The sequence below is a fragment of the Streptomyces sp. NPDC015127 genome, from assembly GCF_043080095.1.
Classification (GTDB): domain Bacteria; phylum Actinomycetota; class Actinomycetes; order Streptomycetales; family Streptomycetaceae; genus Streptomyces.
The window spans coordinates 1-17102 of the sequence record NZ_JBIBVE010000040.1; the positions used below are offsets into that span (position 1 = coordinate 1).

At 63.0% G+C, this 17102-nt stretch carries 9 protein-coding genes and 2 pseudogenes; 5 read left to right on the forward strand and 6 right to left on the reverse strand.

Features of this window, described 5'->3' with window-relative positions; genetic code table 11:
• Positions 1 to 206 (reverse strand): transposase (locus ACF08N_RS36195; RefSeq protein WP_392328984.1); only part of this gene is annotated, 206 nt, incomplete at its 3' end.
• Between the two features lie 622 nt (positions 207 to 828).
• Positions 829 to 3075 carry a molybdopterin-dependent oxidoreductase gene (locus ACF08N_RS36200; protein ID WP_392328985.1) on the reverse strand — a complete coding sequence of 749 codons (2247 nt, stop codon included), beginning with the start codon at positions 3073 to 3075 and terminating at the stop codon, positions 829 to 831.
• A 1508-nt stretch (positions 3076 to 4583) separates the two neighbouring features.
• Here ACF08N_RS36200 and ACF08N_RS36205 point away from each other — a divergent pair.
• The gene (locus tag ACF08N_RS36205; protein WP_392328986.1) at positions 4584 to 7214 is read left to right on the forward strand and encodes a LuxR C-terminal-related transcriptional regulator; all 2631 of its coding nucleotides are present in this window, start codon (positions 4584 to 4586) and stop codon (positions 7212 to 7214) included.
• 717 nt (positions 7215 to 7931) lie between these two features.
• On the opposite strand, the pseudogene ACF08N_RS36210 reads toward ACF08N_RS36205, so the two are convergent.
• Positions 7932 to 8201 (reverse strand): annotated as a pseudogene (locus ACF08N_RS36210) (IS5/IS1182 family transposase); the annotation flags it as partial.
• Between the two features lie 85 nt (positions 8202 to 8286).
• On the opposite strand from ACF08N_RS36210, the gene ACF08N_RS36215 reads away from it, so the two are divergent.
• Both ACF08N_RS36215 and ACF08N_RS36220 read left to right on the forward strand, forming a co-directional pair.
• On the forward strand, positions 8287 to 8826 hold the full coding sequence (locus ACF08N_RS36215; RefSeq protein ID WP_392328987.1) for a transposase: 540 nt from the start codon (positions 8287 to 8289) through the stop codon (positions 8824 to 8826).
• On the forward strand, positions 8823 to 9353 hold the full coding sequence (locus ACF08N_RS36220) for a transposase (RefSeq protein WP_392328988.1): 531 nt from the start codon (positions 8823 to 8825) through the stop codon (positions 9351 to 9353). The genes ACF08N_RS36215 and ACF08N_RS36220 overlap by 4 nt, the downstream gene beginning before the upstream one ends.
• A gap of 61 nt (positions 9354 to 9414) precedes the next feature.
• Here ACF08N_RS36220 and ACF08N_RS36225 read toward each other — a convergent pair.
• Positions 9415 to 9964 (reverse strand): annotated as a pseudogene (locus ACF08N_RS36225) (IS5 family transposase); the annotation flags it as partial.
• Between the two features lie 1412 nt (positions 9965 to 11376).
• The gene (locus ACF08N_RS36230) at positions 11377 to 11802 is read right to left on the reverse strand and encodes a hypothetical protein (protein ID WP_392328989.1); all 426 of its coding nucleotides are present in this window, start codon (positions 11800 to 11802) and stop codon (positions 11377 to 11379) included.
• Between the two features lie 402 nt (positions 11803 to 12204).
• On the opposite strand from ACF08N_RS36230, the gene ACF08N_RS36235 reads away from it, so the two are divergent.
• The gene (locus tag ACF08N_RS36235; protein ID WP_392328990.1) at positions 12205 to 13434 is read left to right on the forward strand and encodes a S1 family peptidase; all 1230 of its coding nucleotides are present in this window, start codon (positions 12205 to 12207) and stop codon (positions 13432 to 13434) included.
• 491 nt (positions 13435 to 13925) lie between these two features.
• Here ACF08N_RS36235 and ACF08N_RS36240 read toward each other — a convergent pair whose 3' ends face one another.
• Positions 13926 to 15257, reverse strand: a complete 1332-nt coding sequence (locus ACF08N_RS36240) for an ISL3 family transposase (RefSeq protein ID WP_392328991.1) — start codon at positions 15255 to 15257, stop codon at positions 13926 to 13928.
• A 1017-nt stretch (positions 15258 to 16274) separates the two neighbouring features.
• On the opposite strand from ACF08N_RS36240, the gene ACF08N_RS36245 reads away from it, so the two are divergent.
• Positions 16275 to 16664, forward strand: a complete 390-nt coding sequence (locus ACF08N_RS36245; RefSeq protein ID WP_392328992.1) for a hypothetical protein — start codon at positions 16275 to 16277, stop codon at positions 16662 to 16664.
• Positions 16665 to 17102: the final 438 nt, after the last annotated feature.

Here is a 17102-nt window from a genome sequence, read left to right on the forward strand (position 1 = left end):
GGCCGTCGCTCCCGACGGTCCGAACGACGCTGCCGGCAACTGCTGCCACAGCCCGACGTGGCCACGAACACGATCGCAGCCAGCACCTCCCGGTCACCATGCCGGCGCCGGCCACCGCCCTGAGGCCGCGACGGCGCCTCCGGCACCACCCGCTGGAACAACTCCCACAACTCATCCGGCACCAGCCGCTCAACGATCCCCACCACGACCGACAGCCTACCGACCCAAATGAGATGACGTCTTAACGCAAGAGGCAGCCCGCGACGATGAGGTATACCGGGGTACCAACCACACCTCATCGCTTCACCCTTGATTTGATCACTGCAAACAGGAGGGAACTATGAGTAGATTGCGCTCAATCGACAGCCCCTCTACTTGACGTGAGATCTGGGCATGCGCCTCGTCGGCGTCAGCTTCCTACCCCACATGCTGCCGCCTGTAGCCTCTAATCACGCTGGTGAGACGGGACTTGGCGCGACCATCCCCGGTCGTCGACACCCCGCCTTCCCAAGCCTGCACTCAGCAACGGCTGCCAGTGCGGCCACTGGCAACCAGTACTGCCGACACTTGCCTCACTCTTGTCAGCTGCCTGGCCACCGCGCCATGACACACCGCCGCCGCTGGAACGATTGAATCCCCCTGCACCCGAACCGCCCGAACCGCTAACACACAGCCTCCAGCCCTCAGTAGGGATTTTGAACGCTGGGTCGTGAGGTCTCTACGGCTGGGTATGCATGTCCATGTCTGGCGATGTGGGTCGGCGGTACTGCCAGGAGTGCGGTGTTCCGCCTCCACCGACGATGGCGGTGAAGCGGTGTTCTGCTTGGGTCAGTCCGGCAGGGGCTCGATGCGGGCGGGCACATGCTTATGCCAGGGGGTACCAGCGATGGGGTCGCGCCAGTGCAGGTCTGTGAGCATATTAAGGGCTACGCCAGTGCGCTCGAGGGAGCCATTTTCGGTGGGAAGGTCGAGGCCAAAGCCGTTGGGCAGGGCCGCGTGGCCGATTTGCAGTCGGTCGTCGATCTCCACCGTGGCCTGCGCGGTTCCACGCCGGGTCGTGACCTGGGCCCGGCTGCCGTCGCTCAGGCCGAGGCGCTGAGCGTCGTCGGGGCTGATGCGCAGGGCGCCGCCTGGGTCGCGTAGGCGCCAGGTGGTGTCGCGGAAGATGGTGTTTGCCGTGAAGGCCCGGCGCTGTCCTGCGGCCAGGATGAAGGGGAACTCGCCGGTGGTGTGCACGGCGGGTGTTGTGTCCAGGGCGTTGAGCAGGTCGAGGAGTTCGGGGATGTGTAGCGGGATGCGGTGGCCGGGGTGCGGTATGTAGCTCCAGGCGTCTTCGGGCTGGTCCTGGGTGAAGGTGATGCCGGAGCGGCTATTCAGCATTGCGTCGAAGAGGGCGTCGGCACTGGTGTGGCCGGCCCGGCGCATGGCTTTGGGGTACTCCTTGGCAATGCGCTGTGTGAGCGCCCACAGCACGGCGGCTGCGCGGGCTTTGTCGGGGAGGGTGGGGCCCAGGGTTTCGTAGAGTAGGTAGGGGGCCATGGGGAGGGTGTTCTTGTCGGCCGCCGCAAGGGCAGCGAAGGCGATTTTGTAGGGTGTGCGGCCCATGCGGGCGGCGGTGCGGAGTACCGCCAGCCGACTGAATGGAACGGCGTGGAGTTCTCTGATGAGGCGTGCGTAGATCTCAGGTTCAGGCAGGGTGCCAGGCAACGGCGTGAGAACGGGGTTACGCAGGTGGAAGGTGTTGCGGGGGAATTCGAAAGTGAAGAAGGTTGCTTCCCACTTTTCGAACTGGGAGGAGGCGGGGAGCACGTAGTCAGCGTGCCGGCCGGTCTCCGTCAGGGCAATGTCGATGACAACGACCAGGTCCAGGGCGGCAAGTGCCTGGGTGAAGGCAACTGAGTCGGCCAGGGAGTGGGCGGGGTTGGACGACTCGATGATCATCGCGCGGAACCGGTCGGGATGGTCGGTAAGGATCTCCTCGGCAATGACGTTGCATGGCACGAGTCCGCCGGGCATGCGGGCCCCGGTGACCGGGGTGTGGCGAGTGGAGGTTTCGTAGCGGGCCAGGGGTGCCATCCAAGAGTGCGGCTGCATGGCGCCGGGTTTGCCGAAGTTCCCGGTGAGAAGCCAGATGAGCTTGTTGAGGTAGGAGATGAGCGTGCTGTTGGGGCCCTGCTGCACCCCGAGGTCCTCATAAGTGGACACACTCTGCGCGGTGCCGATGCGCCGTGCTGCGGTGCGTAGCAGGTCTTCCTCCAGGCCGCACACCGTCGCGCAGTGGGTGACGTTCACCTCTGTGAGATGGGGCAGGACTTCCTCTGCTTGTGTGGTGCGGGCTTTCAGGAAGGTGTAGTCGATGAGGTCTTCCTGGACCAGGACACCGAGGATTCCGGTCAGGCACCAGGCGTCGGTGCCGGGGCGCAGCTGCAGGTGGATGTCGGCAAGGTCGGCGGTCTCGGTACGGACCGGATCGATGACGATCATGGTGCGGGCTGGATCTTTGGCAATTTCTTTGAGCACGGTGCGGGCGCGCGGCACGCCGTGGGACTGCCAGGGGTTCTTGCCGAGGAACACCGCGACCTCAGCGTGCTCGAAGTCGCCCGTGGTGTGGCCGCCGGTCAGGTGGGCGTCGACGAAGCTTTCGCCGGTCTTTTCTTGGGCGAGCGGGTTGGAGCGGTAGCGGGCGCCCAGGGCGCGCATCAGGGCGCCGCTGTAGGCGCCGCCTAGGTGGTTGCCCTGTCCGCCGCCTCCGTAGAAGAAGATCGTCTTGCCGCCGTGGGTGTCGCGCACCGCCTTCAGGCGGGCGGCGATCTCGTTGAACGCGGTGTCCCAGCCGATCGGGGTGAACCTGCCGTCTGCCTCGCGGCGCAGGGGGGTGGTCAGCCTGGCCCCGCTGTTTTGATAGTGGTCCAGGCGCAGGGCCTTGTTGCAGGTATAGCCGCCAGTGGCAACGTGGTCCTTGTCGCCGCGGATCTTCGCAAAGCGACGCTCTTCAAGCTGGAGCTGAATACCGCAGTTGTTCTCGCATAAGATGCATGCGCTCTTGTGCCAGGTGGTCTTCTCTGGTTCCTTCATCTGCGCTTCTCCTGATCGAGGCCCTCAGCCGAGGGACTGGCACGCCCAGCTGGCATCCCCGGCGCGGCCGCTGTTGCGGCCGGCGTGATAGCGAACCGGGACTTGCCGGGGACTGGACGCTTCATTCACGGCGGCCCAGCACATCACACCCGGCGTCAGCACAGCCAGTCATCACAGCAGCCACGGCGCCAAGCCAACCGCGCGGTCCCTGGGAAGCCACGCCGCTTCTGGGTCCCTCGCCTGGGCCTGCGGCAAGTATGCAGCCAGCAGCATCTGCTGGCCTGTTCCCGCGCCTTCCAGTACCTGCCAGCCGCGATGCCGTCACCGACATCGACGTCGACCTGGTCAATCGCGCCTCGGCTGCTTGGTTTCGCCCATTGCCGAAATGATGGGTGATCGAGGGACATTCTGCTGGCGGTCACCTACGACGCAGCGTCAAGAGAACTGTGGGAGCGGGCAAGCAGTCGCGGGCGCACTGCGTCGGGCATGACGGGGAGCAGGGTGCAGACGTGCGGAGGCGGACTGTTCGCAAGATGCTTGCACTGTCAGTTTTCGCGTCAGTCTGACTGGCTTCACTGTCACGTGCACCGGCCACGACTCCGGTCGCGGGAGGGACCCTCGCTATGCGGTTCTACCTGGCGACCGCGCGAGGGCTGCTGGCGCAACCAGGAATGGCGCAGCCGGTGCCTGGTCTGAGGATGCTCATTGCACCTGTGCGCTCGTCAATTTCCGCCGGAATGGCCATGAGTTCATCGCTGTCAGGCGCTTAGCGGAGACCGGGGGCTTGAGGACGCTGATGCGATCGAGGAGGGTTTTCAGCCGTGTTCGGTCGAGTCCAGGTGAGGTGAAAGCTTCCCTCTCGTATGAGTTCCTCTCGGATCATGCTGTGATCGTGGTCTCCGCAGCCGGAATCAGACGATGTCTGATTCAGGCTCAAAGGGCAGTTAAAACCCTGGGCGCGCTCTTTGCGAGCCGTCAGAATCTCGCGTATTGCCGCTCTATATTTGCTCCGAGGCCGGTCTCGCCGCGCCAGGCGATATTACAGCTCCGTCAGATCCCAGTCCCTGGTCCTCGTAAACCAGGTAACTTGCCTGTTGTTGAGGGCATCTGATCATTGTTTACGATGATGTAGGCGTGATGTTCGTTTCGGTTGCCAGGTCGGCGTCGATTCTCGGGGGTGAGTTCGCGGCTCATATTCTCCGGCCAAGCGTCTGACAGTGATGAACTCATGGCCTTTCCGGCGCCAACTGGGCGCACAGGCGCAGTCCTCGCCGGGCAGCTGGCTAGTGGGAAGGGAGGCGTTGGAACGTGATGGCTACTGATCGTAACGGAGCCTTGCCAGCGTGCTCTCGCGAACGGAAGACTTCTGGAGATAAGGGCGTCAGGGCTCGCGTAGATGACGGTAGAGCCGGATACTGAAACCGTTGTTGTCAAGCCTGGACGAGCTGCACTAGTGGAGCAAACCATCAGGTTGCAGCGGTATGGAGCATGCGATGTCCGGATGGCCCATGGTTGGCCGTAAGCAGGAAACTGAGGAATTTTCTCGTTTCCTTCAAGACCAACAGAGCCGGGGATTCCTTATCTACGGTGCACTCGGCGTAGGTAAATCGCTCCTAGCTGAAGAATGCTCATCCCTGGCAGAGGTTAAAGGAATCCGTGTAGGCCGGGCTAGGGCAACTCAGTCCGTAAGCAGAATACCACTGGGCTCCATTGCGCACCTCCTGCCCGCTGGAGTCAGCCAAATGGAGCCCGCCAGAGCCTTCACCACGGCCAGCCAGACACTTAGTCGAGAAGGAGGGGACAGCGAGCAACTAATTTTCATTGATGATCTCCATCATATTGATGGCACATCTGCCGCCCTACTACGCCATCTAATGGAATCACAAACGGTGAAGATCCTCGGAACGATCCGGACCGGGGAAGCGCCGAATAGCAGTCTCCTTACGCTTTCGCAGGCAAATGACGTACATCGTATCGAACTGAGAGAATGCACACTCTCCGAAGCTGAAGCGGTACTGAAAGTTGCACTCGGCGGCCTTGTGGGCCAGCGGACAATACGTGAATTCTATGAAACCTCGGGCGGGAATCTCCTTTACCTACGAGAGCTGGTAATCGGCGCGCTGACCTCCCAAGCACTCACCTGCCATGACCAGGTCTGGCAGCTAACGGAAGGCACGCTGCCGAAGACAGCGAAGCTGACAGAACTCGTAAATGCTAGGCTTTCCGATGCGCCAGCAGAGAGCCAGTATGTTCTCGATACCTTGGCTCTCTGTGACACCCTTGCGCTATCAGATGCCGAGTCCCTGACGTCGCTCAAAGTGCTGACTGACCTTGAGCGGACTGGACTCATTCGCACCATACGTACAGGTCGCCGAATATCTCTGACACTCGGGCACCCACTTTATGCTGAGCTGATAGGGGACGGGATAGCGCCGGCAAGAAGAAAGGAGATCCTGCTCAATGCGACACGTAGGTTGGCCACTCGGGGGGCTCGGCGGCGAAATGACACACTTAAAATTGCAACATGGGAGCTTGCGGCAACAGGCACCACGGATCCTGGTCTATTGATTCAGGCTGCGGTTCTCTCACGCCACGCCCACGACTATAGCCAGGTGGTCTCCCTATTGCGGTCTCTGCCAGCGGGCCAACAAAATTCACAAACGCTGCTCATGCTGGGTGAATCCTTGTTCAGGACTGGCGAGCCAGACCAAGCCGAGAAAACCTTGAGAGAGGCACACTCCGCGGCGAACACAGATGCCGAACGGCTCAAAATCGCTTTTGCGCGCACCATGGTCCTGCTGTGGCACGGCGCGCGCACTAGTGAAGCTCTTGCCGTGAATGAGGAGGCGCTCCGCACTCTGACCGGCAAAGACAAACAACACATGCTCCGAATAAATGGCGGGTTCTTGCAGGTCCTGGACGGAAAACCGAGGGAGGGTTTGAAATCGCTCGAAAAGTTGGATTCGGACCCCCAGAACGCCCCTGACATCAGCATCTGGCTCCGAGGAGCCATGATGAAGACTGCAGCGCTGGCCCTCACCGGTCGCACCGCTGATGCCATCAGCTGGTCGAAGCACGCATACGAGTTGCATCGCCAGTACAACAACCAAGCGCTGCTCATGCACCCCACCGGCCAGCTGGTGCCGTTGGTCCTCAGCCTTGCAGAGGCAGGCATGCTGGACGAGGCGCGAGCCGTCGGCAATCAGGCATGGGACCTGCTGGGCAAGGTCCGAGATCCAGTCAGTGGCCTCTGGCTCGCCTACTACCAAGGCCACACAGAGTGGCTAGCTGGACGAGTTTCCGCCGCACGAGCATGGTTCGCTGAGTCCGTTTCCCAGGCCCGAACCCACCACAACTACCTCGGATACCGGCTGGCGATGGCAGGACTAGCCGCAGCAACGGCTGTCATGGGCCAAAATGTGGAGGCAGAACGAATCGAGGACGAGGCCCAGCGGTACCCGTCCATAGGCTACTGCCGGGGTCAGGAGCGCATAGGGAAGGCGTGGATACTCGCAGGAAGGGGGCAGCTCGCAGACGCCCAGGCTGTTCTGACTACGGCAGCCGAAGAAGCCAGAGCAAGCGGATTTGTCGCCTCGGAGATCTTGCTGTTGACCGACGTGGCACGCCTCGGGGACCCTTCATCAGTCACCTCCCGTCTCCTTGAACTGGCCGATCTCACAGACAGCCGCTTTGCCGAGGCTCGTGCTGCCATGGCGGCAGCGCTGGCTGGCAACAACCCGGCGGCCCTGCTGCAATCGGGAGAGAATCTAGCGGCACTTGGCGCCTGCCTGCTGGCTGCAGAAACAGCTACTACCGCCGCTGCAGTGTTGCGCAGCAACGGTGAAATCCGGCGGGCCACGGCCGCCTCCCGCAAGGCACACGAGTGGATCAGTACGTGTGAGGGTGCGCGAACACCGCTTATCTTTCATTCCACCGATGCGGCAGACCTCACCGCGAGAGAAACAGAGATCGCACGCCTGACCGCAGGCGGTGCAACAAGCAAGGACATCGCAGCTGCTCTCGTCCTGTCGGTCAGAACTGTTGACAACCATCTTCAGCGGATTTACCAGAAGCTGGGTATTACAACACGGCGCGAACTGCAAGAGATGCTGCGTACTCGTACGCCTGGTGACCTCTGAGGTGCCGGCTGCTCTTCGAGGCGGCCTTCAGGTGCACCCTTGGGTATCGCGGCCTTGGGCTGCTGGACGCCCGAATAGTATGTGCCGCATGGGGAAACTCTACTTGGCTGCCCCTTCAGGCCGGCCCCAGAAATTCGTGGCCGTCAGGCCCAAGGCTATCTACTGGAGAGAGCGGGGGATTCAAGGTGCTGGGGTTTGCTGGCGTGTGGTCGGCGAGCACAGTCCTGCTGCGGTGAGTGGCTCTTCTTGCAGGAGCACTGTGTCAGCAGGGTCATCCAGTGGCATTCCTGCGCGCGCCCCCGCTCGCCCGGAAGACGACATGCCGTTCTGACAGAAGCCGTGCACGTTGCCGTAGGAGCGATCAGTTCCCTGGCGTGCGTGCGGATCGAGGCACCGCTTTCGTACCGAGCCTTTGGCTCGGCCCTGGTCCGCCCGCTTGCCCCAGGTCCGGAGCGCGATCGTCTGGCCTAGACCGCATCCAGGCATGCGGTCTAGAGCATGAGGAGGACGCGCCAGGCCGTGCTTCGATCTGACGCTGCTCGCCAGCACCGCAGCTGCTGGCCTGCCAGGCGCAGGTCGTCGTTGGCCTGGTCATTTCCTGCACCACGCTCCGCAGCCGCAGCCGCCCTGGGATGCCTCAAGCTCACGCATTACGTGCCACTCCCAGGCAGCACAGCACAGATGCCGCGCCACGTTCCGCTGGAACGGTCATCCCGGTCACATACATCGCGGGAACGCCAGATAGTTGCGGGGGATGCCTTTCGTCGCGGTGGTGGAGTCGGCGGTAGCCGGTCAGCCACGAGATGGTGCGTTTGATGACCCGCCTGCGGCGGCCGAGGCGTTCGGCGGAGTCGATGCCTTTGCGTGCGATACGGGCGCTGATGCATTTGCCGCTTAACCATCTTCGCAAGTGAGGGACGTCGTATGCCTTTTGTGCGTGCAGACGTTGGGGCGTGAGTGGCGACCGCGGTGAGGGTCGTGTCTCGTTTAAGAGGTCGTCTCAGTTACTGAGGATGAACTCGTGGAGTCGTAGGGGCTGACGGCTCGTCGTCCGCTGCGGTATCACATGGGCATGCGGTATCCACAAGGGGGCGGGCTGACCGCCGAACGGCAGCAGTTCCGCGAGGAGTTACGGCTCAAGGCGGCCGAGAGGTTCGCCCAGGGCGAGGCGAGCTCAGTGATCGCCAAGGACCTGCGGGTCAGCGTCCGCTCGGTGCAGCGATGGCGGCAGATGTGGGACGAGGGCGGCCCGCGGGCTCTGCGGTCACAGGGGCCGGCATCACTGCCGAGGCTGAGCGAGAAGCAGTTCGCCCAACTGGAGGCGGAGCTGGCCAAGGGGCCGGCCGCGCACGGCTGGGAAGACCAGCGCTGGACCCGGGGCCGGATCAAGACCGTGATCGGCCGGCGCTTCCACCTGACCTACACCATCCAGGGCGTGCGCAAGCTGCTGGTCCGCAACGGCTGGTCCTGCCAGGTCCCGGCCCGACGCGCCATCGAGCGGAACGACGAAGCCGTGGCCGGCTGGGTGAAGGAGACCTGGCCCTGCGCGGAAGACTCGCGGCGGCCCGTGGAGCCTGGCTCGTCTTCGAGGACGAAGCCGGATCCTCCATGACGCCGCCGCACGCGAAGACCTGGGCACCACGCGGCCGCACCCCAGTGGTGCGGGTCCGCGGCCGCTCCCACAGACGCATCTCCATCGCCGCCCTGACCTGCTACAAACCCGGCCACCGCTCAAGGCTGATCTACCGGCCACGCTGGGACGACGGCCGACGCGACGGCCGCAAAAGCTTCTCCTGGCGCGACTACCGGGACCTGCTGATCGCCGCCCACCAGCAGCTCGGCGGCCCGATCGTGCTCATCTGGGACAACCTGAACGTCCACAAGGCCGCCGGCCTGCGGGACTTCGCCGCATCCCGCCACTGGCTGACCATCTACTACCTGCCGCCCTACGCACCCGACCTCAACCCCGTCGAAGGGATCTGGTCACTACTACGGCGCGGCTGGCTCTCCAACGTCGCCTTCAGCACCCCCGAACACCTCGTCCAGCGCATCCGACGCGGCTTACGGCACATCCAGTACCGCAGCGACCTCATAGACGGCTGCCTCGCCGAGACCGGCCTGACCATCCAACCCACCTGAGCAACCACGCGACATCACGAGTTCACCCTCAGTAGCGGTACGGCGGTAGCACATCAAGGCGCTGGCGGTGCAGGTGGCGGCAGCCGCACTCCAGGCCATCGTGCGCTCAACCACCCAGCGGTGCCGGCTGAATCTGCTGGTGGGTTCGATGCCGCGGCGGGCGATGTGCGGCACGATGTGCCGGCGGCGTAACCAGTGACGCAGTTGGTCGAAGCCGTAACCCTTGTCGGCGTGCAGCTTGGTCTGGGCGGCGGGGCCTGGGGCACGGCGTGAACAGCGGCTCAAGAGCCTGGCTGTCGTGGAGGTTCGCGCCGGAGATGCCCACCTGCAGAGGCAGCCCGTTGCGGTCGCAGAGCACGTGGACCTTCGATCCGCTCTTGCCTCGATCGGTCGGATTCGCCTCCGCCAACAGCCTCTTGTTGACCGCGCGGACGCTGATCGAGTTCCATCGCGCACCGCGACCAGTCAAGCTTCCCTCTTGCCCCGAGCCGGTACAGTTGACGGTACAGATTGGCCCATGGACCTCGACCAGTAGGTGAAGCGCCGATGTACGCGGTGAGCGGCGAGCACCCGGAGATGACCGTGGCCGTCAGCATCTCGTCGCCGCGGCGCCCCGCACAGCTGCCACCATAGCCAACAGCGCCTCACATGAGCGAGACGAGGAGTCCCGGTGCGACTGCAGCCCAGCAAGCAGCCGGAGCCGGGACTTCTCCATTGTATTAGGGCAGGGGTCTCCGTCAGTGAGGCCCGGAAGTCAGCCTGCGGCTGGGGTGGTCCTGCCTTCGTAGCGGCGGGCCGACAGTAGGCCAGCGCCAGGGGCCACTGTTGGGGCCACCATCCCCATTAAAACTTCCCGTGGCCTTCGAAGGGAGCTCATCCAGTGCGAAGTAACTTCATGAGCATGCCCGATGAAGATAGAACCATCTTGGCTACCTGCCTACGTTGCGGCGATACGGATGGCCCCATCTCTATGTGTCGCGCATTGAGTGATCAAGCCCAAACAATGTTGAGTATCGGGTAACTAGTCAATCGCAGGGGAAGGCGTCGCAACGAACGTGAGGAACGCGTACATGGAAGCCTGACCCTTCTCAGTGTTATTGTTCCACCACTCGTCTATAGCCCAATCACCATCAAACCGGGTTCCGTTGGAAGTCGGACCCGACTTCGGAACACTCGGGAACGTCTGATAAAACCAGCGACTCGGATTATTCTGGCCTACATTATTACTGAAGAGCCGGGCCTCAACCTGGTCAACCGTCACAGGCAGGAAGTGGTGATTTCTCACGTAAGTGATAGCCCGATTATAGGGGGTTAAGTTCAATAACCCCTTTTGAACGCAACTTCGAATCTGGAAGTTTGGATCGCCGTTGATATTATTCCATTCTCCGCAGACAGGGAAGCCGACAGGAGTGGGCTCAAAGGGAGAGGCGCTCGCGCTAGCAGGATTAACAAACAGTGCCATAGCAGCCACAGAGGCTGCAAGGAAGATACGGGGCATACGGGTCAACTTCACGTCACCGACTCCAGTCTCCTACTTAATATGACCGCTCGTCATGCAGTCATAGGGGTGAGGCAAGAGTAGATCTTAGCCTCGTCAGTTGTCTCAGATTGTGCATTTTCTACTCAACTTCCGGAAGGTGCGAGGGTGCCGTAGGCAGGCGGTAGAGCGCATTTTCCCGGCTGACGTTAGCAACACGTTACCGGTGGCACCACAGTCAGGCGACACCCTCCAGCAGGGTTTTCTGGGATTGGGTTGAGCCGGTAACCGCTGAGGATAAAGGCATTCCCAGTGCGCCGCTGCCGCCGGCTCAACAGCGAAATAGCTGATTATGAAGCCATCCGCCGTGAACCGTCAATCTGGAATCTAGCGGAGCCGGGCCAGTACGAACCGAGGGCGCTCAGGCTGGCCCCTTCTGAACTCCGTGGCCCCTTACATACCCAGTAGGCTCGGCACAGCCGAATACACATCCCGCTCTGGATTCAAGACCAGTAGTCGGCCACCGGGACGGCCGGAACTGAGCACTTACGGATGGAAAGAATCCTTGTGTGCACAGGTAATGGTCGCCTTAATCCGGAAAGCCAGGTACTGCTGAGGATGCCGGACATCCTTGCGGTAGATCCTGAATCCTTCGCCGTAGTACGTGGTCGGGGCGAGCCGGTCGACACGGTACTCATAAGATGTGTCATAGCTCGTCCCTGGATCCTGGTCGTTAACCATCAACCGTGCACTGCTGTGATGATTGATCGCTTTATAGTCTTTATCGCAGCGTATTTCTACCGACCCATATCCGAGGTTCAGCTTGGGACTGGTTGCCGAGGTGGAGTAAATCGGCTCTCTGACGGGCTCCGAGCCACCCGAGGCGGATGCAGCCCCGGCAAAGGAGAGGCCTGCTAGAGCCGCCGCTGCCGCAGATACGATGATGCGCTTCCTCGTGACACTCGTGTTCATCTCATCTGACCTTTCAGAAGGACTGGAAATCCCTGCCTCACGGATTCCACGACGCCAGGGAGTCCGATGACCATAAGGGGCACGCACGTGGCCGACTTGAGTAAGCGATGCCTAATAGATGGACAGCAACAGCCCCGATGACGGCAGTTGCTCTCCAGCGTGATCGAAGGGACTGCCTACCCGCTGCACTGGAAGTCCTTCCCAACTAGACGGGCAAGCCCGCAAGTAGCAGCGCTGGGCTGCAAGGCGATGGCGCTGGCGTCCGAAGACTGCGCTGAAGTAGGCACTCCTTGCTCATCTCATCGCTTGCGTCGCGCCCGAGCATGTGAAGCCGAGCAGCGCGCTGCCCTCGCTGGAAGGGCTCTGCCAGATCCGCTACGCCGTAAAGGAAGAGAGCCAGAGATGAAAGTCCCTGTCGGGGCACGAAAGAACGTTGCAGCACTCGTCCTGTCCCTTGGGGTCACGCTGGCGGCAGGCGGGTTAGCTCAAGGCTCGGATGTATCGGATGCCGCGAGCGAGCGGATTCCTGGGGGGTTCGCTTCTTGGGGTGATTTCTTTGAAGTCCAGGATGATCTTGACTTACTGGCCGACAAAGTACATGCCGAAGACCTCAGAGCGGGCGGACATGGTTACGGATCGGCTGTTGTGTCTGCAGAGAATCGTCAAATCGAACTCTACTGGAAGGGCTCTCCTCCTAAGAATATCTCGAGCATTTTGGAGAAGGCCCCGCGGAACCTGTCAGTAAAGATACTCCCCGCGAGTTATTCTATGACCGAAATGCAGCGGGCTGCACATCAGATGGCATCTCAACCGTCAGTAGGAAAGTCTCGCATCGTACGGGCGTACCCGAAGGCCGACGCCTCCGGCCTTCAGGTGGCTGTGGCCGGAGATAGGCACGAAATTCAGAAGCTTCAAGCAGTGCGGAACACTAGAATACCAATCTCGTATTCCGCAGAGACCGCCTTTACACCAGCCTCCGACAGGCAGAATGACTCCGCACCGTACAAGGGAGGTGCAGCATGGTACTCCGGCGGACTGTGTTCCACTGGATTTGGCGTGACCGTGAGCGGAAAACCCATGATGCTGAGTGCGGCTCACTGCTCCGTGATGGGCGGCAACGTTCGCTTTGGCAGCCTGAGTAATCCAGTCGTCGGCACGGTTGTCCAACAGGCCCCCAGCCTGGACCTTGCCCTGCTCGACGTTGCGAGCACCCCAAGGATCTACCGTCACATGCCGGTATCACCCTGGTCCAGCCCAGTCCGGGCCACGACAGGAACCCATGTCGGCGACGTGATCTGCACTGGAGGATCAAAAAGCGGAGAGAACTGCAACATCAAGGTCTTGGCTGTCGAGATAAGCGAGGACGGGCTCGACCACATGGCAGCCGCCCACCATATCCAGGACAAGACAGCAGTCGCTCGCGGCGACAGCGGGGGGCCGGTATTCACCCCGTGCGCTGTAGGCGAATGCACCGGAGTAACCGCTAAAGGGATCATCAGCCAAAGCGGTGGGGGGGTTCCTTGCAAGCCGGGCCTGCCGCCCGGAACGCAATGCAGTTCCGTTGTCGGATTCCAGCCGCTCAAATTCGTATTTGCGGCCTTTAATGCCACCGTTACACTAGATAACTCATAAATCGCGCGGAAGGTCTCCTCGGAGTCCTCCCCTTCTTACTACGCTGCTGTAGATTTTCACATGATGCCGTGCCACGTTGCACGATGGGCTGGACATTTCGTCAGCCCAATCCCGCCCGGTGGCTGCTTGCCGGGCTCGGACTGATAGCTACTACCTTCGCCCCAAGCACTCACGCCTCTGCACGTCACCGCCCGTCTCGGGCCAGCGTCTCTCTCCCGTCGTCTGCGTGGCCCCTGTGAACGCCACAGTCTGCTGGCAGGGGCTGAAGCGGGCATGTGTCTGCATTCTTGGGCTCCGTGACGCAGGCACGTGGGTCCCGTAGCCCTGTGCCCGGCGGCGTCAGCCCGGGGGTGTCATCGCAGCGGGGCGTCGAGGGCGGATGCGTGCATACGGCCGGCCCTGATGGCGCCAAGGGGCCTGCGTTGCCTGCCTGGGACCGGGGCGGCGCGACGTCATGGCCGCCGTAGCTGCGGGCAGTGGTCATGGCCTCGCTAGACGCGGGCCAGATCGCATGCGCGGGCGATGTCCGGACAGGCCAGGCGGACCTGTTCAAGTTGTTCGGTCTCGCTCGCGGTCAGGGTGTCGCGCGGCCGCATGATCCACCCTGTGATCTTGCGCGGGCTGGGCACGGAGACTCGGACCGGGTCGGCGGTGCTGGCTCGCAGGGCGGCGAGGTTCTTGCGGACGACCTGCACGCTGCCCCGGTAGCCGCGCTCGCGGATCTCCTGGAAGAGCCGAGTACCGCTGGTGGCCCCCGCTGAAAAGCGTGCGATGAGATACGGCTTGAAGGGTTCCAGGACACCGTTCGGGCGCCGGTCGCGGGCTGAGGAGAGCATGACGTCGAGGCCGGTGTTCTTGAAGCGTCGGACGGTCTTGCGGTCCAGTCCCAGGTGGCGGCCGATGGCGCTGATCGTCCAGCCGCGTTCCAGCAGGCGGTGGACGTCCGCGTGGCAGTGCCGGGTCCATTCGACCATGGAAGTGCGGGGAAGTACGGGCGGAGGCAGGAGGATCGGCGGCGGCTCCGGCACGTTCGTATCTGGCTCGTCCTCAAGTCGTTTGCGCAGGCAGGCACGGTGTTGGTGACAGGTCTTCTCGACCGCGGAGGACAAGTTCTGGAGCAGGTGCCAGCGATCGGCTACTTCCAAGGCGTGCGGTGCGGCCTCTTTGATCGCACGGCTGTAGGCGGAAGCGCGGTCGCGGCAGATGATCTCCACGCCGGGGTGGTCAGAAAGCCGGGCGGCGAACGTCTCGGAGGTCCGGTCGGGCAGCACGTCGATGGGGCGGCCCGTCTCGATGTCGACGAGGAGAGTGCCGTATCGACGGCCTCGGCGGAAGGCGAACTCGTCGACTCCGAGCACTCGCGGAGCCCGTTCGGGGACCGGCGGCGCTTCCAGCAGCTCCAGCAGTCGGCTGCGGCCCGCGGCCATCTGCAGCTTGCGACACAGCCGTTCGCCGGCCCGGCCCCCGAGCTCGATGGCGACAGCCCGCAGCCACTGTTTCAGCTCCAGACTGGACCGGCGGTACCGTTCGCTCAGCCCGTTGACCTGCTCGACAAACGTCCGTCGCTTGCAGGACTGCCGGTCGCAGAAGAAGCGACGCACCCGCAGGCGGACAATCAACTTCTGCCCTCCAAGTGGGCGTTCCGCCAACCCTCGCTCATACGAGGAGTGCACCCGCCTGCCTCGGGCCCGGCACTCCGGGCAGCGGGGTGGCGGGCCGCAGGCCGCCGCCTCCAGGATGAGCATCTCCCCGGCGAAGCTCACCTGTTCCAACCGAACATCGATCTCGGGAAACAGCACATCTTCGAGCGATCCAACCCCCATGATCGAGAAATCCCCAGAGGGAACGTTCCCGCATTCCGCCGCTGACCTGGGGATTCACGAAACTCCGGTCAGATCCTTGAATCTCCCCAGGTGTCGCTCTTCAGGTGGCCAAACCTGCTCAGGTGATCTCCCCACCCATTGCGTGATCTTCCCGGCGTGTCGAACTGGTGTCGGCGTGTCGTGGAGAGCCTGCGTGAGCACGGAGTTCGGGCTGTTGAAGGGCCCTGGATGCTCACCTGGGAGGAAGACGTGGATGCTCACGCACTGCGTCGCCAGGGCTGGTCGATCTCGGCGATCGCCCGGCACCTGGGGCACGACCGCAAGACGATCCGCGCGTATCTGAATGGCGAGCGAGTCTCCGGATATCGACGTCAGTGGCCGGACGCGTTCATGCCCTTCTTGGAGTGCTGCCGGCAACGACTCAGCGACCACCCCCACCTGTGGGCCTCGACGCTCTTCGACGAAGTGGTGGAACTCGGCTATTCGGGCGGCTACTCAACCTTCACCCGGGCCCTGCGGCGATACAAAGCGGGACCCCACTGCGAACCATGCCGGGCTTCGAGCGGCCGCGACGTGGCGATCATCGCGCATCCTCCTGGCGAGGAGATCCAGTTCGACTGGGTCGAGCTCCCGGACCGCCCGCAGAGTGGGGCGTCGGCGCCAACGCGCATCTCCTCGTCGGTGCCCTGGCCCACTCGGGACGATGGCGGGCCGTGCTCGCGGAAGCAGAGACCTTCCCGCACTTGGTCCAGGCCATCGACGCCGTTTTGCGGCGCCTGGGCGGAACCGCCCGAAGGTGGCGGTTCGACCGGATGGCCACCGTCTGCCACCCGCCGACCGGACGGATCCTTCCGACTTTCGCAGCGTCGCGAAGTACTACGGAGCCGGCGTCGACATCTGCCCGCCCCGGCGGGGCAACCGCAAGGGCGTCGTTGAGAAGGCCAACCACTCAGCGGCCCAACGCTGGTGGCGAACCGTCCCGGACGGCATCAGCATATCGAGGCAGGCCAGAACGGCGTGGACAAGCTGGCCGTCCAGATGGACAGCCGCAAACGCAAGCTCGACGGAGCCTCGACCACGGTCGCCGCGCTCGCCGAAGCCGAGCCGCTGCTGGACCTGCCGACCCGCCCGTTCCCCGCCGAGCTTGAGCAGACCCGCATCGTCAGCCCGCAAGGACTCCTCTCCTTCGCCGGCAACCACTACTGTTCGCCGAACCGGTTGATGTGCTCAGTCAGTCAGGGCGAGATGGCCAAGTTCCCCTGGGTCGATCTCTCGGTGATCGGCTTCACCTCGGACGCCTTCTTGAGCGGGCCCTCGATTGATGTAGACGGTGCAGCGGCGGACGCGAGGGCCTTGAGCACGACGCGGTACCCGATCAGGGCCTCGGTGGTCCATGCGCTTGGTTAGGTTCTTGAAGTGCGACCAGCTCGGCTCTTGCGGCCGAGAAGAACAGAGCGCCCCGGGCCCGGACGACAACTCAACATCACCCCCAACGGCACCGAGCCGAACAAGTGACGGGCGGGACCGCCCAAGACGCCCAAGATCAACTTATTGCCCCTTTGACGCGCATCTGGGTCACGCCCTCTGAGGCAAGGAAGAAGTGCGACGTAGGTGCGCCAGGCGCTCGCAGGAGAAGCGGCTGGAGAAAGTGCGGGCGCACCGTGGCTCCGTCCCAAACACGGCATCGCGAGCGCTTGCCCCCGCGGAACTACCCCCACCCGACAGCTGCCCCATATTGAGAATGTGCGTCTTATGTGGTGGTGAGGCGTGCCCAGTGGGTGGTGTGGCCGGTGGTGTGGGTGTGGGTGCCGTGGGTGGGGGCGAGGGCGGTGACGATGCCGAGGC